At 65.1% G+C, this 20,120-nt stretch carries 17 protein-coding genes; 3 read left to right on the forward strand and 14 right to left on the reverse strand.

Going from position 1 to position 20,120, the window contains the following annotated elements; all coding sequences use genetic code 11:
- Positions 1-343: 343 nt before the first annotated feature.
- The 7 genes from FXB41_RS07020 to FXB41_RS07050 form a co-directional block, all read right to left on the reverse strand.
- Positions 344-1,099 (reverse strand): hypothetical protein, encoded by a 756-nt coding sequence (locus FXB41_RS07020; protein WP_219680831.1) that lies wholly within the window; start codon positions 1,097-1,099, stop codon positions 344-346.
- Complete coding sequence (locus FXB41_RS41905) at positions 1,096-1,437, reverse strand: DUF6074 family protein (RefSeq protein WP_219680833.1); 342 nt, start codon at positions 1,435-1,437, stop codon at positions 1,096-1,098. The genes FXB41_RS07020 and FXB41_RS41905 overlap by 4 nt, the downstream gene beginning before the upstream one ends.
- Entirely contained in the window at positions 1,434-1,679 is a 246-nt protein-coding gene (locus tag FXB41_RS07030; RefSeq protein ID WP_219680835.1) for a DUF6074 family protein, read from the reverse strand. The genes FXB41_RS41905 and FXB41_RS07030 overlap by 4 nt, the downstream gene beginning before the upstream one ends.
- Positions 1,680-1,691: 12 nt before the next feature.
- Positions 1,692-1,952, reverse strand: coding sequence for a hypothetical protein (locus tag FXB41_RS07035; protein ID WP_219680840.1), 261 nt, complete (start codon positions 1,950-1,952; stop codon positions 1,692-1,694).
- 138 nt (positions 1,953-2,090) lie between these two features.
- Positions 2,091-2,333 carry a helix-turn-helix domain-containing protein gene (locus FXB41_RS07040; RefSeq protein ID WP_219680842.1) on the reverse strand — a complete coding sequence of 81 codons (243 nt, stop codon included), beginning with the start codon at positions 2,331-2,333 and terminating at the stop codon, positions 2,091-2,093.
- Between the two features lie 164 nt (positions 2,334-2,497).
- Positions 2,498-3,151: a hypothetical protein gene (locus FXB41_RS07045; protein ID WP_219680845.1), complete on the reverse strand. Its 654-nt coding sequence runs from the start codon at positions 3,149-3,151 to the stop codon at positions 2,498-2,500.
- 70 nt (positions 3,152-3,221) lie between these two features.
- Positions 3,222-4,457, reverse strand: coding sequence for a tyrosine-type recombinase/integrase (locus FXB41_RS07050; RefSeq protein ID WP_219680848.1), 1,236 nt, complete (start codon positions 4,455-4,457; stop codon positions 3,222-3,224).
- A gap of 218 nt (positions 4,458-4,675) precedes the next feature.
- On the opposite strand from FXB41_RS07050, the gene FXB41_RS07055 reads away from it, so the two are divergent.
- Both FXB41_RS07055 and FXB41_RS07060 read left to right on the forward strand, forming a co-directional pair.
- On the forward strand, positions 4,676-6,130 hold the full coding sequence (locus FXB41_RS07055; RefSeq protein ID WP_219680851.1) for a sensor histidine kinase: 1,455 nt from the start codon (positions 4,676-4,678) through the stop codon (positions 6,128-6,130).
- The gene (locus FXB41_RS07060; protein ID WP_219680854.1) at positions 6,127-9,114 is read left to right on the forward strand and encodes a bifunctional [glutamine synthetase] adenylyltransferase/[glutamine synthetase]-adenylyl-L-tyrosine phosphorylase; all 2,988 of its coding nucleotides are present in this window, start codon (positions 6,127-6,129) and stop codon (positions 9,112-9,114) included. Before FXB41_RS07055 ends, FXB41_RS07060 begins: the two co-directional genes overlap by 4 nt.
- On the opposite strand, the gene FXB41_RS07065 is transcribed toward FXB41_RS07060, so the two are convergent.
- The 5 genes from FXB41_RS07065 to FXB41_RS07085 are packed head-to-tail and all read right to left on the reverse strand — an operon-like array spanning position 9,071 to position 15,039.
- Entirely contained in the window at positions 9,071-9,304 is a 234-nt protein-coding gene (locus FXB41_RS07065) for a formate dehydrogenase subunit delta (protein WP_219680856.1), read from the reverse strand. The genes FXB41_RS07060 and FXB41_RS07065 overlap by 44 nt on opposite strands.
- Complete coding sequence (gene fdhD / locus FXB41_RS07070; RefSeq protein WP_219680858.1) at positions 9,294-10,121, reverse strand: formate dehydrogenase accessory sulfurtransferase FdhD; 828 nt, start codon at positions 10,119-10,121, stop codon at positions 9,294-9,296. Before fdhD ends, FXB41_RS07065 begins: the two co-directional genes overlap by 11 nt.
- Before the next feature lie 4 nt (positions 10,122-10,125).
- Complete coding sequence (gene fdhF, locus FXB41_RS07075) at positions 10,126-12,999, reverse strand: formate dehydrogenase subunit alpha (RefSeq protein WP_219680861.1); 2,874 nt, start codon at positions 12,997-12,999, stop codon at positions 10,126-10,128.
- Positions 13,000-13,009: 10 nt separating this feature from the next.
- Entirely contained in the window at positions 13,010-14,566 is a 1,557-nt protein-coding gene (locus FXB41_RS07080) for a formate dehydrogenase beta subunit (protein WP_219680864.1), read from the reverse strand.
- The gene (locus FXB41_RS07085) at positions 14,563-15,039 is read right to left on the reverse strand and encodes a formate dehydrogenase subunit gamma (protein WP_219680869.1); all 477 of its coding nucleotides are present in this window, start codon (positions 15,037-15,039) and stop codon (positions 14,563-14,565) included. The genes FXB41_RS07080 and FXB41_RS07085 overlap by 4 nt, the downstream gene beginning before the upstream one ends.
- A gap of 222 nt (positions 15,040-15,261) precedes the next feature.
- Between FXB41_RS07085 and FXB41_RS07090 the strand changes: the two genes are divergently transcribed.
- A complete protein-coding gene (locus FXB41_RS07090) occupies positions 15,262-16,155 on the forward strand; it encodes a LysR family transcriptional regulator (protein ID WP_007593359.1) in 894 nt (297 codons plus the stop codon).
- A gap of 3 nt (positions 16,156-16,158) precedes the next feature.
- On the opposite strand, the gene FXB41_RS07095 is transcribed toward FXB41_RS07090, so the two are convergent.
- Both FXB41_RS07095 and FXB41_RS07100 read right to left on the reverse strand, forming a co-directional pair.
- Positions 16,159-18,489: a PAS domain-containing sensor histidine kinase gene (locus FXB41_RS07095; protein ID WP_007593358.1), complete on the reverse strand. Its 2,331-nt coding sequence runs from the start codon at positions 18,487-18,489 to the stop codon at positions 16,159-16,161.
- A gap of 227 nt (positions 18,490-18,716) precedes the next feature.
- Positions 18,717-20,090 (reverse strand): cation-efflux pump, encoded by a 1,374-nt coding sequence (locus FXB41_RS07100; protein WP_219680872.1) that lies wholly within the window; start codon positions 20,088-20,090, stop codon positions 18,717-18,719.
- Positions 20,091-20,120: the final 30 nt, after the last annotated feature.

Below are 20,120 nucleotides of genomic sequence, written 5' to 3' on the forward strand. Positions count from 1 at the left end.
GTAGCAGGCGAGCGGCCCTCAGGCCGTCTCGCCTTTCGGGCACACTGTGACCGGTCAAAGGCGGTGATGTTGGGCGGCCGGACGCGCCGGGGCGCGCCGGCCTCACTGATCCAGTTAGAGGGCCGGCGGCGATCAGCCGACCGGCCTAGAGCGCCAACACCATCGTCAATGCCGCCCGGCAGTCCGCTATCAGTTATATAAGAATACTGCGGACGCGGTTTTGATACCGGTATCAAAGTGGCGTCCGCAGTCTGCAAATCCAGATTGCGGACGCGGTTTTGATACCGTGTTGATACCGTATCAAAAAGCCGTCCGCAGTCAGCGGCGAAAGCGGCGTTCCGGCTCACTGGCGGCCTCCGCGCCTGACCTCCATCGCCTCCGACATCTTCGATCCGGGCACCATTCGCGTGTCGAGCCGCCCCTCCGCGACGCCGTGCTTGATGGCCCGATGAACTGCCGGTCGAAGGCTGCCAGTCTGCTTGTCCAAGGTAGCGAAAGCGATCGCTTTGGATCGTTCCAGCTCGCTGATGATGGCGCCGACGCTCCACCATCGGCGATCCTCCGGCAGGATATTCAGGATGGCGTCTACACGGGCCGCCGGCCGCGGTACCTTCGGCTTCGTCCCCAGTCTCTGCTGTAGCCGCTCCAACTTCTTGCGAGCGGCTTCTTTCGCCGCGCGCTTGGTCTTCATGTCGGCGTCAGTCATTCCGGCAATGCGAAAGGTCCTAATCCGTGCTCTGGCGTGCTCTGCCTCGGTGACGTCCAAGTCGTTGCCCAGTGCTTCGGCGGACCAGAGACGTTCAGCGCGGAAAGCTGCCTCGATGGTGCTCTCCCGCTCGGAAGGCGTCATCCAGCGACAGTACAGGCTCAGGAAGTTCTCGGCTCGATGTCGTCCCTCGCTCCCGCTCAATGCCAGGGCATCCAGCATCCGATCCCGCAGGCGTAGGCCGGCTTCATCGGCATGGATCTCGCGCCCATATCGTATCGACATCAGGCGAAGGAGTTCACGAGGTCGAAACCGAGCGACATGATGGTCTATTCGATGCGGAAGGGCGCGATCCTCCGCCACAGCGATGTGGCGGGCGGTGGCAGTACTCATTGGTCACCGCCTTGAAGGAGAACCCGACGCCAGAGCTCGGCTCTCACCGTGCCCTCGAAGCGGCGGACCTCGCGCTCGGCAGTCGCCCGCTCGACGGCCAGCTCATCGAGGGTTCGCCGGAGCGCCCTCAGGTTTCTTTGAACATGTTGCTCGCCTCGTTCGGCGTCGAGGGTGAGGACGAAGTCCACGTGACGCTTGACATCGGCGGCGCCGCGGAAGTGCCCCGGGAGCAGCAGGATCTTTGCCCTGCGCGGAGCGATCTCGACGTGAAGCGGTGGCGATGGTGGTGCCGTAGAGGGCCGATGACTTGCCGCGATGGCGCTAAACCGTTGTTTCATGCGACACCCGCGTCAAGTTGAAGCTCTTGCCATCGCAGCCAAGCAGCCCGCGACAACGAGTGACATTCGCGGTCGATGTCGACATCGACGACACCGATGCTCTCGAGTTTGTCGGCAACGACCTCGAGGACGAACGCGAGTTCGTCCTCGGCGGCATCGATCGAGCCCTTCGCCGCCATCCCCTGCGCGATGCGCTCGACCATCCCCACATTCCGGGAGTGGGGAAACACGATCAGATCCATTGGTCCTGTCCCTTAGAAGCACTCGTCATCCACCGGCACGCGCTCGGCCGGGACAGGCTCGGCCGCGCGCCCATTCGGGGCGCGGCCGGCTCCGAGATGCCGGACCCATTGTGTCGCCTCGGCGAGCTGGCGCTCGACTTGGTGCACCTCGTCGTAGGTCATGCCGCCGGCCAGATCGCGGAGCTGGTGTTGCTCGCAAAATTGATGCAGGTCGCGCGCCAAGCTGAGCAGCCGGCCTGCGCGTGCGTAGGGAGTAAGAGCGCGTTCAGACATTCTCGAACCTCTTGTAGGAGGGAAGACGCCGGCCCAGGCTATGGACACCCTGGGCCGGCGCTGTGCCGCGCGGCGTACTTCCGGCCGGCGGCGGCTGCGCCGTCCGAGGGAGACTGCCTCCTCGGCGGCTGCAATCGTTCAGTAGGGTTCGGCTTCTGAGCCGTCCGCGGATTTCGCGTCGGGTAAGTGCTCGAGCCACACTCCGATCGCGTCGCGCATCACTAGGAGACGACGCCCATGCTTCTTCGCCGAGAGCGCGCCCGTGTTGATCGCCTGGCGCGTCGCCGTCAAACCGACACCGGTGAGGGCACTGACCTCTTCAGGCGTGAGAGCTAAACGGTGAGCGAGCGGCACGGCGTTCTTTGGACCAAACTTGTTCATGTCGACAGACCTTCCTGCCCGCGCGGAACACTCCGCGCTGCTAGTCGCGCTAGATTGTCTTGTATGATTGCGGACGATGCGGGTTACGCTCTAATGAAGCGAAACTGATTTGGTTTGCCGTTTTGGTCTAGTGTAATAATGGGAGTGGAGACGCAGCCCGTTCTTTACACGAACGAAAGTCTCGCCGCGATCTTGCGGATGATCGGACGAGCAGAGTTTGCATCTCTGATCTGTTCGCGGCCCCGCCTCAAGATGGGGTTGGCAGCAGCGACCAAAAAGTCCGCGACAATACCTTTGCCACTCTTCGGTATGCTCTTCCCAAGTTCGCGAGCCCAAAAGGTCAGCAGGACGCCGACGACACGCTCCTTGCCCGCCGGGCCATTTAAGAGCTCGGGGTCAGAATAGAATTCAGCGTCTTGCTGAGCTCTTTCGCGGACTGAACGAAGTGTGTCTCTCATTTGGGCGACGTTCTTCTCCAGCGGAGGCAATGTCTCCGCAATCCACTCGCCGAGACTATGATCAAAGTGCCGTAGCGAAGCAGGACGAAGGACGTCCCGCGCTGAAAGGTTCTCGGTTAGAGCCAGAAGGTGATCAACAGCTTTTACGATTTTCCGACGCAGATTGAGATCACTTGCAAGCTCCGTGTTTCTTCGCGGATTGGTGACAAGCTCATTCATGTACTCGGTCGTTGCCTTCTCGATTGCCCGGCGCAGAGCTTCGGTATGAGTTTCTCCTACGCACTCGACTACCTGCTTCCATTCGGATGGCGTGAAGGACGATGCGGGCAGCTTCCGAAGGGTGGTTTTTCTCTGTGTCATTCGGCCGCCTCGGGCTTGCCGCGCGATGTCGCGAACTGCATCACCGCGCCGCGTTGTTTGACATCGCTAGTCACGCAACCACCCGCAGGTTCGGACGCTTAACGGGCGGCTTGTCGGCCTTGCGCGGCAGGATAAAGTCGGCCCACGCTTCGAGGACCTCGCGGCGTCGATCGAGCATTTCGCTGGTCCAGTAGGACAGCTCGGCCTCGTCGCCGACGCGGTGCGAGAGACAGAATTCTAGTACCTCGCGGCGGAAGTTATGATCTCGGTCGTCAGCACCCCAATTGCGGAACGTGGTGCGCATGCCGTGCATCGTCGCGGCGAAGCCGGCGCGCTTGATCGCGCCGACCAAGGCGTTGGCTCGGAACGGTTGGTGCCCATCAGCATGGTTAGACGGGAACACGTATCGGCCGACGTTCGGCATCGACTGGATGATTTTTATGGCCGGATCACTGAGCGGGACAAGGTGCGGCTTCGGATCGACCTCGCCCTTGATCTTCATTTTCTCAGCGGGGACGAGCCAGGTCCGCTTCGTGAGGTCGAGTTCGTCCCATTCCATCCTGCGGATCTCTTGGCTGCGGGAGCAGCACAGGATGCCGACCTCGACGCAGCGCGCGACCGGATAGGGGTCATATGCCAGCGCCGCCATGAGTGCCGGCGCGCGCTCATAGTTGACCGATGCGTGGCCCTTCTTTCGGTTGAGCTTCCGCGGCGAGGGCAGGAGGTGCTTGAGGTTGTCGCGCCATGCGGCCGGGTTCTCGCCAGTCCGGTGTTTCTCGACCTTCGCGGCGCTCAGCACGCGCTCCAGCCGCTCGCGCGTGCGGCCGGCGCTGACGGGCTTCTCCCACCAGATCGGCTTGAGCGCCTCGAGGACGTGCGTGGCGTCGATCTCGTGGAGCTTCTTGTCGTGGAGCTTGGACACATCGCGCAGCGATCGCGCCCAGGCCAGCACCTCCTCATTCTGCCCGCTGCGGCCGCGCAGCCACTCGGCCGCCTTCGCCTTCCAATAGGTCTCTAACGTCATGTCGCCCTTCGCGGCGAGCTGCTTTTTGTGGCGGGGATCCGCGCCATCCTTCTTTAGCGCGAGGCGGTACTCGCGCGCCTGGTCGCGGGCAGCCGTCAGCGTCAGTTCGCCGGGCTTGTCGCCCACGGCACCGAATTCCATCATGGCGCGCTTCCCGTCAGGCGCGGTGAACCGGAACCCCCACACCCGCTCGCCAGTGTCCCTGACGATTAGATAGAGCCCGCCGCCGTCGGCGTGGGCCCCAGGTTGCTTCGATTTAACTTGGCTGGAATTGAGTGCCATCCTACGGTTCCCCCTGCTTACCGCCCTCCGTCACGGATCATTTGGGGTGAGTAAGCTGGTCGCTTACCGTTTGCTGACCAATTCCCCCGCGCGGCCGGCGATGGTGGATGATATCAGACGGGAGCTGGCGGTCGCAAGTCTCTGAAATAACGGGCTAATTCGACACGTGACGATGGCTGACGATGCTCCACAGACCACTTCAAACCGGTACATGATCCGTGACGGCATTCGGTAAACTCGTCCGCACCACGGCATTCCGGCTGACGCTGGTCTATTTGCTGCTGTTCGCGATGTTCGCGGCCTCGCTGCTGGCCTATTTCGCCTGGAATACGCGGCGGCTGATCACCGAGGAAATCACGCAGACGGTCAATGCCGAGACCTCGGAGATCAACGAGATCTACGGCCGGCGCGGCTTGCGCGGTCTCGTGCTTGCGATCGAGTACCGGGCGCTGCGCCCGGGCGCCAATCTCTACCTCGTGACCACGCCGACCGGGCAGGCGATCGCCGGCAATGTCGGCTCGCTGGCGCCCGGTGTGATGGCGACGCGCGGCTGGTCGGAGACGGCATATCGGCGCATCGAGGATGCGGACGAGCGCGACCATCGCGCCCTGGTGCGCGTCACCGAGCTCGAGAATGGCTTCCGGCTTCTGATCGGCCGCGACCTCGCCGAGCGGCGGCGCCTGTTCGGCATCGTCGCCAAGGCCGCGCAATGGTCGGTGCTGATCGTCGTGGTGCTTGGCCTGGGCGGCGGGATCTTCGTCGCGCGCAGGGTGCTCAGGCGCATCGACGCCATGTCCGGGACGGCCCATCGCATCATGACCGGCGATCTCAGCGAGCGCCTGCCGGTGGGACGCAGCGGTGACGAGCTCGACCGCCTCGCCGAAAACCTCAATGCCATGCTGGAGCGCATCGAGGCGCTGATGGCGGGGCTGAAGGAGGTCTCCGACAACATCGCCCACGATCTCAAGACGCCGCTGACACGCTTGCGCAACCGCGCTGAGGAGGCGCTGGCGAAATCAGGCAGCGAGGCCGATTACCGCGCCGCGTTGGAGCGGACCATCGAGGAATCCGACGGCCTGATCCGTACCTTCAACGCGCTGCTGATGATCGCGCGCGCCGAGTCCGGTCAGGCGCGCGGCAACATGGACGATTTCGACGCTGCCGATGTCGCACACGGCATCCACGAGCTCTACGAGCCGCTGGCTGAAGACGACGGCATGACGCTGAAGGTCGAGGCCGATCCGACGCCGGTGCACGCCAACCGCGAACTGATCAGCCAGGCGCTCGCCAATCTGGTCGAGAATGCGATCAAATACGGCAAGCCGGTCGCGCCAACAGGTGGAACCGTGGTCAGCCTGGATTCAAGGCAGATCGCGATCGAGGCGAAACGCGAGGGCGACCAAGTGCTGCTCAGCGTCACCGATCGCGGCCCCGGTATCCCCGAGGCCGACCGCAAGCATGCCGTCGAGCGATTCGTGCGGCTTGAAGCCAGCCGCACGCTGCCGGGCTCCGGCCTCGGCCTCAGTCTCGCCTCCGCGGTCGCGACGCTGCATGGCGGCGAATTGCGGCTGGGCGATGCCCATCCGGGCCTCGTCGCCACGCTGGTGCTGCCGGCGCTCGCGGGCGACAGGGTTGCTCCTCCAATACCGGATGTGCCACAGAAGGTGGCATGAACCACTCCGCGCCGGGAAACGCGGACAAGCATGGTGAGAGACTTGCCGCACGCTTCGCGGAGGCTCCCCATATTGCCGCTTCCGTCACCGACCAAGGACGTTTTGAAAGCTGGCTGGCCGAGCTCGAGCCCGCGCAATTCACTCGCCTTGAAGCGCTGCTGGCTCACCGCTTCGCGCGGGACATCCTGGCCGGCATCGCGGAATTCTCGCCTTATCTGTTTGAGCTGCTGCGCGCTGATCCGCAACGTCTGATCCGGCTGCTGGAATGCGATCCGGATGCGCATCTCGCCACGCTGGTCGCGGAGGCGAACGGCGCGGTGCTCGCGGCATCCGACGAAGCCGAGGTGATGCGGCTGCTGCGCCGCATGAAGGCGGAGGCCGCGCTCCTGATCGCACTGTGCGACATCGGCGGGGTCTGGCCGGTGACGCGGGTGACCGCAGCGCTCACCGATGTCGCGGTGTCCTCGGTGCGGGCGGCGCTTCAATACCTGCTGCGGCAGGAAGCCGCACGCGGCAAGCTCTCGCCGCCCAATCTCGAGGCGCCGGAGGAGGGCTGCGGGCTGATCGTGCTTGCGATGGGCAAGATGGGCGCAGGCGAGCTGAACTATTCCAGCGACATCGATCTCATCGTGTTTTTCGATCCCGACAATACGACGCTCGCCGCCGATATCGAACCCCAGCCATTCTTCGTGAGGGTGACGCAGGGGATGGCACGCATTCTCCAGCAGCGCACCTATGACGGCTACGTCTTCCGCGTCGATCTGCGCCTGCGTCCCGATCCATCCTCGACGCAGGTGGCGATTTCGCGCGACGCCGCGCTGAACTATTACGAGCGTGAAGGGCGCACCTGGGAGCGCGCCGCGATGATCAAGGCGCGAGCCTGCGCCGGCGATCCCAGGGCGGGCGAGGCGCTGCTCGCGGAGATCGCGCCCTTCGTCTGGCGCAAGCATCTCGACTTCGCCGCGCTTGCCGACGTTCACGACATGAAGCGGCAGATGCAGACCTATCGCGGCCAGAGCGAGGTTGCGGTCGAAGGGCATAACGTGAAGGTCGGGCGCGGCGGAATCCGCGAGATCGAGTTCTTCGCCCAGACCCAGCAATTGATTGCCGGGGGGCGACATCCCGAACTGCGCGTACGGCCGACGCTCGCCGCGCTCGGCGTGCTCGCTTCCAGCAACTGGATCACGGTTGCGGCGCGCGACGAGCTGACCACGGCGTACCAATTCCTGCGTCGGGTCGAGCATCGCCTCCAGATGATCGCAGACGAGCAGACCCATACGCTGCCCGAGGACAAGGAGGTGGTCGAGCGTTTCGCCTGGTTCTTCGGCTATCCGGATCGCGAGGCCTTTGCCCGCGACCTCTTGCGCCAGCTCGAGATCGTCCAGGGCCACTACGAAAAACTGTTCGAGGGCGACGATCCGACCGGCACGGCCAAGCTGCCGGCGCTGGACTACAGTGCGGGTCCCGACGATCCGCGGCTGCTTCAGTATCTGGCCACGCTCGGCTTCAAGAAGCCTGCCGCCGTCGCGCAGACCGTGCGTGACTGGATCACCGGCGAGTACCGCGTGTTCCGCGTCGAGGCGACGCGAAACGCATTCGTCGAATTCGTGCCGGCCCTGATCGACGGTCTCGCTCATGCCGAGGAGCCGGATCGGGCCGTCGTGGCGTTCGACCATTTCCTTGGAGCGCTTCAGCGCGGCGGCCGGCTGATCACGCTGCTCGGCCAGAATCGCGATCTCGTCGCGCTCGTGGCGCTGGTGCTGGGCGCAGCGCCCCGGCTCGGCGAGATGCTGGCGCGGCAGCCGCAGCTCATGGACGGCCTGATTGATCCGCGCTTCTTCGGCGCCATGCCCGACAGGCAGGAATTGTCGGGGCGACTTGCGACGACGGTGCAGGATGCGGGCTCTTATGAGGAGTTCCTCGACCGCCTGCGCCTGTTCGGGCAGGAGAGCCTGTTCCTGATCGGCACGCGCATTCTCTCAGGCACGGTCTCGGCACAGCAGGCGAGCACGGCCTTTGCCGACGTCGCCGAGGGCATCGTCCATACCGTGCATGGCCTCGTCGCCGACCGTTTCGCCGCCCAGCATGGCCGGATCAAGGGGCAGGAGACCGCCATCATCGCGATGGGCCGGCTCGGCAGTCGCGAGATGACTGCGTCGTCCGATCTCGACCTGATCCTGCTTTACGATTTCGACGGCGACAATCCGGACTCCGACGGCGCGAAGTCATTGCAAGGTGCGCATTATTTCGCCCGCTTCACCCAGCGCCTGATCAGCGCGTTCACGACGCGCACCAATTACGGGGTGCTTTACGAGATCGACATGCGGTTGCGCCCCTCGGGGCGCGCCGGCCCCGTGGCTTCGAGCCTCGTTTCGTTCGCGGACTACCAGGCCAACGAGGCCTGGACCTGGGAGCACATGGCGCTGACCCGTGCGCGCGTCGTGTCGGCTTCGCCCGAATTCCGGGAACGGATTGAACGCGTCATCCGCGATGTCCTGACCCGTCGCCGCGATCCCGCAATCACCGCCAACGATGTTGCCGATATGCGGCGTGCGATCGCCCAGGAGAAAGGCGAGGCCGATTGCTGGGATCTGAAATATGCCGCCGGCGGCATGGTCGACATCGACTTCATCGCGCAATATCTCCAGCTCGTACATGCTCACGAGAAGCCGGAGATTCTCGACGTCGCCAGCATGCAGGTGCTGGAAAATGCATGCAGGCTCGGCGTGCTCGCGCAATCGGAGACCGAGATATTGCGGGCCGCGGCGCGGCTCTATCACGACCTGACGCAAATCCTGCGGCTCTGCGTCAGCGACCGGTTCAAGCCGGAAACCGCCGGCACCGACCTTCTGCGCGTGATGGCACGCGCGGGCGATGCGCCGCATTTCTCCTCGCTGGAGGCGCGCGTGAAGGAGACGCAGAGCGAGGTGCGCCGTGTCTTCAAGGCGCTGCTGGAAGGGACGTCGTCGGCTTCAGCGAGGTGAGCGCCTCGCGCACGTTCGGCTCCAGGCCCACGCCGCCGGCATCGAGATGGGCGAAGATCGCGCGCTTCATCCGCGGGTCCCAGAACTTCTTGATGTGGTCGGCGATCCCCGGCACGGCCTTGTCGTGGCCCTGGCTTCGGAAGAACGTGCCGATCTGGTTGGCCATGTAGATCAGGCGGTCAGGCGACATCGGCAACCTCCGTGGCATGACGGGCGACAACCCGGCCGCCATGCGAAAACACTTCGAACCCGTCCTGGCGGGCAATGGCAATCAGCGTGATGCCGGCGGCCTCCGCGGTGCGCACCGCAAGGGCAGTCGGCGCAGAGACGGCGACCATCACCGGCGCGCCGATGGCGGCGGTCTTCTGCACCATCTCGACCGAGACGCGGCTCGTCAGCAGCACGATGCCGCCGCTTGCAGGCGTGCGGCTGCGCGCCAGCGAACCGGCGAGCTTGTCGAGCGCGTTGTGGCGGCCGACATCCTCGCGCAGCGCGACGATACCACCGGCAGGCGACCAGAACGCGGCGGCGTGAACGGCGCGGGTTTGCAGATTGATCGATTGCAGCGGTGCGATGGTCTGCATCGCCGCCATCACCTGTTCGGGCGCAAACGTCTGTCCCTGCGACACGACGGCCGCAGGCCGCACAGCTTCGGCAATCGAGTCGATGCCGCAGATGCCGCAGCCGGTCGGGCCGGCGACGTGGCGGCGGCGCTCGCTGATGCGCGCGACGTCTTCAGACGCCAGCCACATGCGGAGCTCGATGCCGTCGTCGAGGCGGACGATTTCGAGCGACTTGATGTCATCGACGGATTTGATCATGCCTTCGTCCAGGCTGAACCCGACCGCAAAATCTTCGAGGTTCTGCGGCGTTCCCATCATGACGGCGTAGGTGCCGCCATTGTAGGTCAGCGCCAGCGGCGTCTCCTCCGGGATCAGCCGCGCTCCTTCGGTCGCGACACCGTCGCGCCAGATCTCGCGGTCGATGGCCTGGACCGGCACGTGCATGCCGCTACTCCGCAGCCTCGGCCGGCGCGATGCGGCGGGAATGCCGCGCCTGCGCGTCGTAGGCCTTCTGCCAGTCGGACGGGCCGTTCGAGGGCGAAATCTGCACCGCCGTGACCTTGTATTCGGGGCAGTTGGTCGCCCAGTCCGAATAGTCGGTCGTGATGACGTTGGCCTGCGTGTCCGGATGGTGGAAGGTGGTGTAGACGACGCCGGGCGCGACGCGATCGGTGATCTCCGCACGCAGCGTGGTCTCGCCGGCGCGGCTCTTCAGCCGCACCCAGTCCCCGTCGCGCACGCCGCGCTGTTCGGCATCGTGGGGATGGATCTCCAGCCGGTCCTCGGCATGCCAGACCACGTTCTCGGTGCGCCGGGTCTGCGCGCCGACATTGTACTGGCTGAGGATGCGGCCCGTTGTGAGCAGCAGCGGATAGCGCGGGCCGGTGCGTTCGTCGGTCGCGACATATTCGGTGAGGACGAACTTGCCTTTGCCGCGGACAAAGCCGTCGATATGCATCACCGGCGTGCCCTCGGGCGCCTTCTCGTTGCAGGGCCATTGCACCGAGCCGAGCTCGTCGAGCTTGGCATAGGAGACGCCGGCGAAGGTCGGTGTCAACGCCGCGATCTCGTCCATGATCTCGGAAGGATGGCTGTAGCTCATCTCGAAGCCCATGGCCTTGGCGAGGCCGATGGTGACCTCCCAGTCGGCGAGGCCGTTCTTCGGCGTCATCACTTTGCGGACGCGCTGGATGCGGCGCTCGGCATTGGTGAAGGTGCCGTCCTTCTCGAGGAAGCTGGAGCCAGGCAGGAACACATGGGCGTAGTTCGCGGTCTCGTTCAGGAAGAGGTCGTGGACGATGACGCATTCCATCGCCGATAGTGCCGCCACCACATGCTTGGTGTTGGGATCGGATTGCAGGATGTCTTCGCCCTGCACGTAGATCCCCATGAACGTGCCTTCGACCGCGGCGTCGAACATGTTGGGAATGCGCAGGCCCGGCTCGGGGTTGAGCTTGACGTTCCACAGCGCCTCGAACTGGTCCCGCACGGCGTCGCCCGAGATGTGGCGGTAGCCGGGAAGCTCGTGCGGGAACGAGCCCATGTCACAGGAGCCCTGCACGTTGTTCTGGCCGCGCAGCGGGTTCACGCCGACACCGGGACGACCGATATTGCCCGTGGCCATCGCGAGGTTGGCGATCGCGATCACGGTGGTCGAGCCCTGGCTGTGCTCGGTGACGCCGAGACCATAGTAGATCGCGCCGTTGCCGCCGGTGGCGTAGAGGCGCGCTGCTTCGCGCAGATCCTTCGGATCGACGCCGGTGAGGATGGCGGTGGCTTCCGGGCTGTTGTTCGCCTGGGCGACGAACGCCGCCCATTCCTCGAACTCGTTCCAGTCGCAGCGCTCGCGCACGAAGGCTTCGTTGGCGAGGCCTTCGGTGACGATCACATGCGCCAGTGCCGTCATCACCGCGACATTGGTGCCGGGCATCAGCGGCAGGTGCAGCGCCTTCACATGCGGCAATTCAACCATCTCGGTGCGGCGCGGATCGATCACGATCAGCTTGGCGCCCTGGCGCAGCCGCTTCTTCAGGCGGGAGGCGAACACCGGGTGGGCCGAAGCGGGATTGGCACCGATGACGACGACGACGTCGGTGTCCTCGACCGAATCGAAATCCTGCGTGCCGGCGGAGGTACCGAACGTGGTCGAGAGGCCATAGCCGGTCGGGGAGTGGCAGACCCGGGCGCAGGTGTCGACATTGTTGTTGCCGAAGCCGGCGCGGATCAGCTTCTGCACCAGATAGGTTTCTTCATTGGTGCAGCGGGACGACGTGATGCCGCCGATAGCGTCGCGGCCGTATTTCTTCTGGATGCCGCGCATCCTGTCGGCTGCAAACGAGAATGCCTCGTCCCACGACACTTCGCGCCAGGGATCCTCGATCCGCTCGCGGATCATCGGGTTGAGGATGCGTTCCCGGTGGTTGGTGTAACCCCAGGCGAAGCGGCCCTTGACGCAGGAATGACCGCGATTGGCCTTGCCGTCCTTGTACGGCACCATGCGGACGACTTCCTCGCCGCGCATCTCGGCCTTGAAGGCGCAGCCGACGCCGCAATAGGCGCAGGTGGTGACGACCGAGTGTTCGGGCTGGCCGATCTCGATCACGGATTTCTCGGTCAGCGTCGCGGTCGGGCAGGCCTGCACGCAGGCGCCGCAGGAGACGCATTCGGAGCCGAGGAAACTCTCGCTCATGCCGGGCGAGACGCGGCTGTCGAAGCCGCGGCCGGAGATGGTCAGCGCGAAGGTGCCTTGCACCTCTTCGCAAGCGCGGACGCAGCGCGAGCAGACGATGCACTTGGAGGGATCGTAGGTGAAGTACGGGTTGGATTCGTCCTTCGGCATCCAGGCGGCGTTCACCTCCCCATTGGATTTTGCGAAGACGTGGTTCTCGCCCTCGTAGCCGTAGCGCACGTCACGCAGCCCGACCGCACCGGCCATGTCCTGCAACTCGCAATCGCCGTTGGCGCCGCAAGTGAGGCAGTCGAGCGGATGGTCGGAGATGTAGAGCTCCATCACGCCCTTGCGCAGCTTCTTCAGCCGATCGGTCTGGGTGTGCACGACCAGGCCCGGCAGCACCGGCGTGGTGCAGGAGGCCGGCGTACCGGCGCGGCCCTCGATCTCGACCACGCAAAGACGGCATGAGCCGAACGCATCCACCATGTCGGTCGCGCAGAGTTTCGGGATCTGGTGACCGGATTCCATGGCCGCGCGCATGACCGAGGTGCCCTCGGGCACCGAGATCTGCTTGCCATCGATGGTGAGCGTCACCATCGTGTTCGATTTGGCGCGCGGCGTACCGAAGTCGATTTCTTCGATCAGAGACATTGTCGTTCTCCTATTCCGCGGCCTGAAGAGTAGTCGGGGCCGGGATGAAATCCTCCCGGAAGTGCTTCAATGCGCTGAGCACGGGGTAGGGCGTGAAGCCGCCGAGGGCGCAGAGTGAGCCGAATTTCATGGTGTTGCAGAGGTCTTCGACGAGTGCGAGGTTTTCGCTCACGCGCTCGCCGTTGATGATCTTCTCGATCGTCTCGACGCCGCGGGTCGAGCCGATCCGGCACGGCGTGCACTTGCCGCAGGATTCGATGGCGCAGAATTCCATGGCGAAACGCGCCTGCTTGCGCATGTCGACGCTATCGTCGAACACGACGATTCCGCCATGGCCGATCAGGCCATCGCGCGCGGCGAAGGCCTCGTAGTCGAACGGGGTGTCGAACAGCGCGCGCGGGAAGTAGGCGCCCAAGGGACCGCCGACCTGCACCGCGCGGATTGGGCGGCCCGTGAACGTGCCGCCGCCGATGTCGTCGACGAGCTCGCCGAGAGTGACGCCGAACGCCGTCTCGAACAGCCCGCCGTGGCGGATGTTGCCGGCGAGCTGGATCGGCATCGTACCGCGCGAGCGACCCATGCCGAAATCGGCATAGGCCTTGGCGCCTTCGGCCAGGATGAAGGGAATGGCGGCGAACGACAGCACGTTGTTGATGACGGTCGGCTTGCCGAACAAGCCGTGATGGGCGGGCAGTGGCGGCTTTGCGCGCACGAGGCCACGACGGCCTTCGAGGCTTTCCAGCAGCGAGGTCTCTTCACCGCAAACGTAAGCGCCGGCGCCGACGCGGACCTCGAGATCGAAGCTGTACGTGGAACCACCGATGTTCGCGCCGAGATAGCCGCCGCGCTTGGCAGCCTGGATGGCCGCATTCATCGCCTCGACGGCGTGCGGATATTCGCTGCGGATGTAGATGTAACCCTTGGTCGCGCCGACGGTGATGCCGGCGATCGTCATGCCCTCGATGACGAGGAAGGGATCGCCTTCCATGATCATGCGGTCAGCGAAGGTGCCGCTGTCGCCTTCGTCGGCGTTGCAGACGATGAACTTGCGATCCGCTTTCGCCTGCGCGACCGTCTTCCATTTGATGCCGGTCGGGAAGCCTGCGCCGCCACGGCCGCGCAGGCCCGATGCAGTGACCTCAGTGAGGATCGCATCCGAGCCGAGCGAGAGCGCGCGCTCCAGGCCCTTGTAGCCGCCATGGGCACGGTAGTCGTCGAGCGAGCGCGGGTCGATCACGCCGCAGCGCGCGAAGGTCAGGCGGGTCTGGCGCTTGAGCCAGGGGATCTGGTCGGTGGCCCCGAGCCGCACCAGATGCGGCGTGTTGCTCGCGAGCGCGTCGAGCAGGGAGGGCACATCGGTCTCGGTCACAGGGCCGAACGCGATCCGGCCCTGCGGCGTCGCGACCTCGACCAGCGGCTCGAGCCAGTACAGGCCGCGCGAGCCGGTCCTGACGATCTCGACCGCGACGCCACGCTTGGCTGCAGCCTGCTCCAGCGCCAGCGCGACCTCGTCGGCGCCGACCGCAAGCGCACCGGCATCGCGAGAGACATATAGACGGATGCTCATCGCTGCGCCTCTGCAACGAGAGCATCGATACGCTTCTCGTCGAGCCGGCCAATCAGCCGACCGTCAAGCATCGCGGACGGCGCGGTTGCACACAGTCCGAGGCAGTAGATCGGCTCCAGCGTGACGCGATCATCGGCCGTGGTGTGGCCGAGCGACACGCCGAGCTTTGCCTCCGCACGCGCAGCCAGCGCGTCGCCGCCCGCCGCCTGACAGGCCTCCGCGCGGCAGAGTTTCAGCACATGGCGGCCGGCCGGCTTGTGGCGAAAATCATGGTAGAACGTGAACACGCCATGCACTTCGGCGCGCGACAGATTGAGCGCGTGCGCCACCATAGGAATGGCTGCCGCCGGCACGTAGCCGAACGCATCCTGGAGCGCGTGCAGCATCACGAGCGTCGCGCCTTCCTGCTTGCTGTGTTCGGCGATGATCTCGGCGCCGCGCGTTTCGTCCCAAGGCTCGTAAACCGCTGTCATTCTTCGTTCTCGACCGGAGCGTCTGCTGATCGCAAACTATTTGGAATCGTTCGAAGATCAATAAAGCTGTCTCATGCTGCGATTGCGGATTCCGATCGATTTGCGATGGCAATCACTCGATTTGAAATTGCGATTGGAGCCGTCCGCCGGGCGGTTTTTGCGTGTTGGAAGGGGGAGGGCATGCTAGCTTGCATGCCGCCACACGATCGGAGGGGATGACGGTTGCTCGACAAGCTTGAACTGCTGCTGGCGCTGGCGAAGGAACGGCATTTCGGCCGGGCCGCCGAAATGTGCGGCGTGACGCAACCGACGATGTCGACGGGGCTGAAGCAGCTCGAGGAGATCCTCGGCGTGATGCTGGTCCAGCGCGGCTCCCGCTTCCAGGGTTTTACGCCGGAAGGCGAGCGGGCGCTGGATTGGGCGCGGCGCATCGTCGGCGATGCCCGCGCGATGCGTGACGAGATCAACGGGCTGAAGCATCAGCTCTCGGGCGAGATCCGTATTGCCGCAATCCCGACCGTGCTCGGTATGGTCGCTGCGCTGACGACGCCGTTCCGCGCCAGGCATCCCGAGGTGCGCTTCAGTATCCGCTCCACGACCTCGTCCGAGGTGCTGGGGTTGCTCGAGAATCTCGAGGTGGATGCGGGGCTGACCTATATCGAGAACGAGCCGATCGGCAAGGTGCGCACCATTCCGCTCTATAACGAGAGCTATCGCCTGCTCACCGCGCCGGATGGAATGTTCGGCGATCGCGAGACAGTGACGTGGAAGGAGGTCGGGCAGGTGCCGCTGTGCCTGCTGACACCCGACATGCAGAACCGCCGCATCATCGACCGCGCGTTGCGCTCCGTCGGCGCGGAGGCGACGCCGACCTTGACCTCGAATTCGCTGCTCGTGCTGTTTACCCATGTGAAGACGGGGCGCTGGGCCAGTGTGATGCCGGCCAAGCTGGCCGAGACGCTCGGCCTGTCCGACACCGTGCGCTCGATCCCGATCACCGATCCCGATGTCAATTACAGCATCGGCATGGTGATCCCGCAGCGTGATCCGATGACGCCGCTGATCGCTGCGCTGGTCAATGTCGCGCGGGAAGTTGCGCCGTCGCTGCAATCGTAGCCATCAGGCCGCAGCCGATATTCCTGACGCCGACTTCATCGCGTCGCGGGGCAGGGTGACGCGCACGACGGTGCCGACCTCCAGCTTTGAGCGCAGCCGCATCGAGCCGCCATGAAGCTGCGCCAGCGAGCGGGCGATCGCCAGCCCCAGTCCCGAGCCGTGATAGGTCTTGGTGAGCTGGCTCTCGACCTGCTCGAAGGGGCGGCCGAGCCGCGCCAGCGAATGCGGCGCGATGCCGATGCCGGTGTCGGCGATCATCAGCACGATCCTGTCGTCGAGCTGCCGGCTGCGCACCACGATACGTCCGCCGTCGGGCGTGAACTTCACGGCGTTGGAGAGCAAATTGACGATGATCTGCTTGGTGGCGCGGCGGTCGGCGACGACGGAGATGGATTTCGCGATGTCGGCGTCGAGCGTCAGGTGCTTGTCCTGTGCCCGGCCGGTGACGACCCGCAGGGATTCCGCCAGCGTCTGCGCCAGGTCGAGCTCTTCCATGTCGAGCTTCATGCGGCCGGCCTCGATCTTGGACATGTCGAGGATGTCGTTGATGACTTCGAGCAGGTAATGCCCGCTGGTTAGGATGTCGTGGCAGTATTCCTGGTACTTCTCCGAGCCGAGCTCGCCGAACATGCCCGAGCCCATGATCTCGGAGAAGCCGATGATCGCGTTCAGCGGCGTGCGCAGCTCGTGGCTCATATTGGCGAGGAATTTCGACTTGGTCTGGTTGGCTTCCTCGGCGCGGGTCTTCTCGCGCTGATATTTCTCGGCGAGATCGGCCAGTTCGCCCGCCTGGCGCTCCAGGGCTGCCTGCGAGCGCTTGAGGTCGATGACGGTGGCGCGCAGGCGTAGATCGTTGTCGACCAGCTTCTGCTCGTGCTCCTTGATGCGGGTGATGTCGGTGCCGACGGAGACGTAGCCGCCGTCCTTGGTGCGGCGCTCGCTGATGTGCAGCCAGCTGCCGTCGTCGAGCTGCGCCTCGAAGGTACGCGCGCCCGGGCCCTGGCTCGCAGTCTCGTTGTGCCGGGTGCGGACTTCGGGCATGCGGCCGACCTCGAGCACCGTCTCGTAGGAGGTGCCGGGGATGACGGCGGAGTCGGGCAGCTTGTGCAGGCGCTGGAAGTGCGAATTGCAGAGCACCAGGCGGTCGCTCGCGTCCCACAGCACGAAGGCTTCGGGAATGGTCTCGATCGCGTCGCGCAGGCGCAAATCGGCTTCCACGGTCCGCTCGGCGAGGCTCTTCTGCTCGGTGATGTCGACGGCGATCCCGATCAGGTGAACGCTGGAATCGGTCGCGCCGCTGGTCTTTTCGCAGCGGACGCGCAGCCAGATCCAGTGGCCGTCGACATGCTGCATACGGAAGGTCTGGTCGATGTGGTCGATCTTCTCGGAGATGAGCTGGTCGGCGATCTCGAACAGATCGATGTCGTCGGACTTCACCAGCGCGTTGACCTCGCCGAAGGTGAGGAGCTCGTTGCGGCCGTCGAGGCCGAGCATCGAAAACATTGACTGCGACCAGAAGATGCGGCCGCGCGACAGGTCCCAGTCCCACAGCCCGCAGCGGCCGCGGTTGAGCGCGGTGTCGATGCGGCCGCGCACGGCGTCGTTGATCAGGTCGCCCTCGCGGGCACGGGTGGACTGCCAGTGGAAGGCGAAGCCGAGGATCAGGACCACGAAGCCGGTGGTGGCCGACAGCGTCACCGACAGCGCGGCGTCCGAGCCCCAGATCGGCTCGTTGCGCTCCTGGATCACGGTGACGAAGCCGGGCAGCGACTTGATCTGCCGCGAGGTCGCCATTGCAGCGTTGCCGTTCGGCAGCGTCATGTCGGAGATGCTGCCGTCGCGCGGGGGCGCCGCCAGCAGTTGCGCCGTCGTGATTGCGTCGAGCAGGCGGTCGTTGCCCGAGGGATCGCTGTCGACCGGGATGCGGGCGAGGATGCGGCGGTCGAGTCCGGCCGAGGTGACGATGACGTGGCGGCCCGAGGCGGTGCCCCAGGATGGAATGAGATCGGGCAGCAGCGCCGGCAGGCTCTCGATGTTCTTCAGCCGCTCCTGTCGCGCGGAGGTCAGGCGGTCGACGCGCTCGGCGAGCAGGTCGGCGAGCGCCGCGATATCATGGCGGATCACCAGCCGCTTCTGGCGTGTCTGGTCGACCACCTGCACGAATGCGCCGAGGCAGATCGTGATCAGGAACGCGATGATGAGCGTCGGCACGGCACGGCGCAGCGCAGGCTCCGCGATCAGGAGCCGATGATAGGCAGGTTTCGCGATCGATTGCGCCAATCCTTTGATCGAATCGGATTGGACGCACGCGTTCGCGGCGTCTGCACGCGACATGCCTAAAGCCCCCTGGAAACCTGCTTGCAACTTGAGTTCGGAAGCAGCCCCACATCGCTTCCGAATCATGGTCGATTTGAATCCAGATTTCGCGGGCTGTCGAGAGTCAACGAATCGTTAACGCGAATTTATTCTTATCCAACGCGCAGTTTGTGCGTCGCGCGTCCGCAAACTTACGTGCGCGGCGAGTCCGAAACGAGAACGTGTGACTCCTCGCACATTCTCTGTCACACGCGCGGCGGTTCTGCGTGACTGATGACGCGCTTCACGCTCGGGAACGCGCGCCGCAACGCGCGCTCGATCGCATCGACATGCTCGTGCACCCGGATCACGCTCATCGACGGCTCGGCGCGGCAGTGAAAGTTGACGATCTCGCCGGCGTCGGTGTTGCGGACGCGGACATTGTGGATGTCGTGGATCTCGCCGCCGGCGGCATATTCCGTCAGGGCGGCCGCAATGACCCGCACCCGTTCCGGTTCGGCGTCGACCCCGAACGGCAGTTCCGGTTCGAGCGGCTCGATGTGGACGTCGACCTCGACGTCCGCGCCGAACTCTTCCTGGATGTTGCGTTCCAGGGTGTTGGCTATGTCATGGGCGGCATCGAGCTGCATCCCGGCGTCGACCTCGAGGTCGATGCTGACGATCAGCTTGGCGCCGAGGTCGTGCACCGTGACGTGGTGGATGGCGAGGCCCGAATTGTGGGAGATGACCATGATGCGGTCGCGCACGGTCTCGTTGTCGCGCGCCACGGGGACTGCGGTGAAGGTGAGGTCGGTATCGCCGAAGGCCTTCTCGACCGCTGCCTGCGCGCTGCGCTTGATGTCCTCGACCCGGTCGATGGGGTAAGTCCGCGGCACCTTTGCGATCGTGTCGATAAACGTCGTTGCCCCGACCATGCGCACGCGGAGCCGCTCGACGCCAATCACACCCGGCACGCTGCGGATCGCAGCCGTCGCCGTCTCATGCGCGCCTTCCGGAGCGCGGTCCACCAGCGTCTGCACGGTCGTGCCGGCCATGCGCAGGCCGAGCAGGGCGATCATGACGGCCACCGCGGCGGCGGCCGCCGCGTCGCCCCACCAGAAGCCGAGGCCGGCGAGGATCAGGCCCACGATCACGGCGAACGAGCCCATCACGTCGGAGGCGAAATGCAGCGCATCGGCGGCGAGCGCCTGGCTCCTGGTCTCCCGCGCGGCACGGTGCAGGGCGCGGGCGCGCCAGAGATTGACGGCGATGTCGATCACCAGCACCACGAACGGCACGGCCGAAATGGTCGGCGGCGCGGTTCCCTCGCGCAGCCGGCTGTAGGACTCGACCAGGATGCCGCCGGCGAGCACATAGAGCAGGGCGGTGACGCCCAGTGCCGAGACGCTTTCCAGCTTGCCGTGGCCGTAATGATGCTCCTCGTCCGCGGGCTTGTCGGACACCCGCACCACCGCCCAGGTGATGATGGTGGCGACCAGGTCGATCGAGGAATGCAGCGCCTCGGAGATCAACGCCAGCGAGCCGATCGCGATCCCGACCGCGAACTTGGCCGCCGCCATGCCGCCACTGGCGAAGATCGAGATCGCTGCGACCGAGGTCTTGTTGTGTTGGGAGCTCATGGCGGGGGATTTAGCAGCCTGTGACTGAAC

The sequence above is a fragment of the Bradyrhizobium canariense genome (assembly GCF_019402665.1).
Classification (GTDB): domain Bacteria; phylum Pseudomonadota; class Alphaproteobacteria; order Rhizobiales; family Xanthobacteraceae; genus Bradyrhizobium; species Bradyrhizobium canariense.

Coding starts and splice junctions, on each gene's coding strand:
- FXB41_RS07085 (WP_219680869.1), bottom strand. CDS start 15,039: ATGACAGCGGTTTACGAGCCTTGGGACGAAACGCGCGGCGCCGAGATC.
- fdhF (WP_219680861.1), bottom strand. CDS start 12,999: ATGTCTCTGATCGAAGAAATCGACTTCGGTACGCCGCGCGCCAAATCG.
- FXB41_RS07100 (WP_219680872.1), bottom strand. CDS start 20,090: ATGAGCTCCCAACACAACAAGACCTCGGTCGCAGCGATCTCGATCTTC.
- FXB41_RS07045 (WP_219680845.1), bottom strand. CDS start 3,151: ATGACACAGAGAAAAACCACCCTTCGGAAGCTGCCCGCATCGTCCTTC.
- FXB41_RS07050 (WP_219680848.1), bottom strand. CDS start 4,457: ATGGCACTCAATTCCAGCCAAGTTAAATCGAAGCAACCTGGGGCCCAC.
- FXB41_RS07060 (WP_219680854.1), top strand. CDS start 6,127: ATGAACCACTCCGCGCCGGGAAACGCGGACAAGCATGGTGAGAGACTT.
- FXB41_RS41905 (WP_219680833.1), bottom strand. CDS start 1,437: ATGAAACAACGGTTTAGCGCCATCGCGGCAAGTCATCGGCCCTCTACG.
- FXB41_RS07095 (WP_007593358.1), bottom strand. CDS start 18,489: ATGTCGCGTGCAGACGCCGCGAACGCGTGCGTCCAATCCGATTCGATC.
- FXB41_RS07080 (WP_219680864.1), bottom strand. CDS start 14,566: ATGAGCATCCGTCTATATGTCTCTCGCGATGCCGGTGCGCTTGCGGTC.
- FXB41_RS07040 (WP_219680842.1), bottom strand. CDS start 2,333: ATGAACAAGTTTGGTCCAAAGAACGCCGTGCCGCTCGCTCACCGTTTA.
- FXB41_RS07030 (WP_219680835.1), bottom strand. CDS start 1,679: ATGGATCTGATCGTGTTTCCCCACTCCCGGAATGTGGGGATGGTCGAG.
- FXB41_RS07020 (WP_219680831.1), bottom strand. CDS start 1,099: ATGAGTACTGCCACCGCCCGCCACATCGCTGTGGCGGAGGATCGCGCC.
- FXB41_RS07065 (WP_219680856.1), bottom strand. CDS start 9,304: ATGTCGCCTGACCGCCTGATCTACATGGCCAACCAGATCGGCACGTTC.
- fdhD (WP_219680858.1), bottom strand. CDS start 10,121: ATGCACGTGCCGGTCCAGGCCATCGACCGCGAGATCTGGCGCGACGGT.
- FXB41_RS07035 (WP_219680840.1), bottom strand. CDS start 1,952: ATGTCTGAACGCGCTCTTACTCCCTACGCACGCGCAGGCCGGCTGCTC.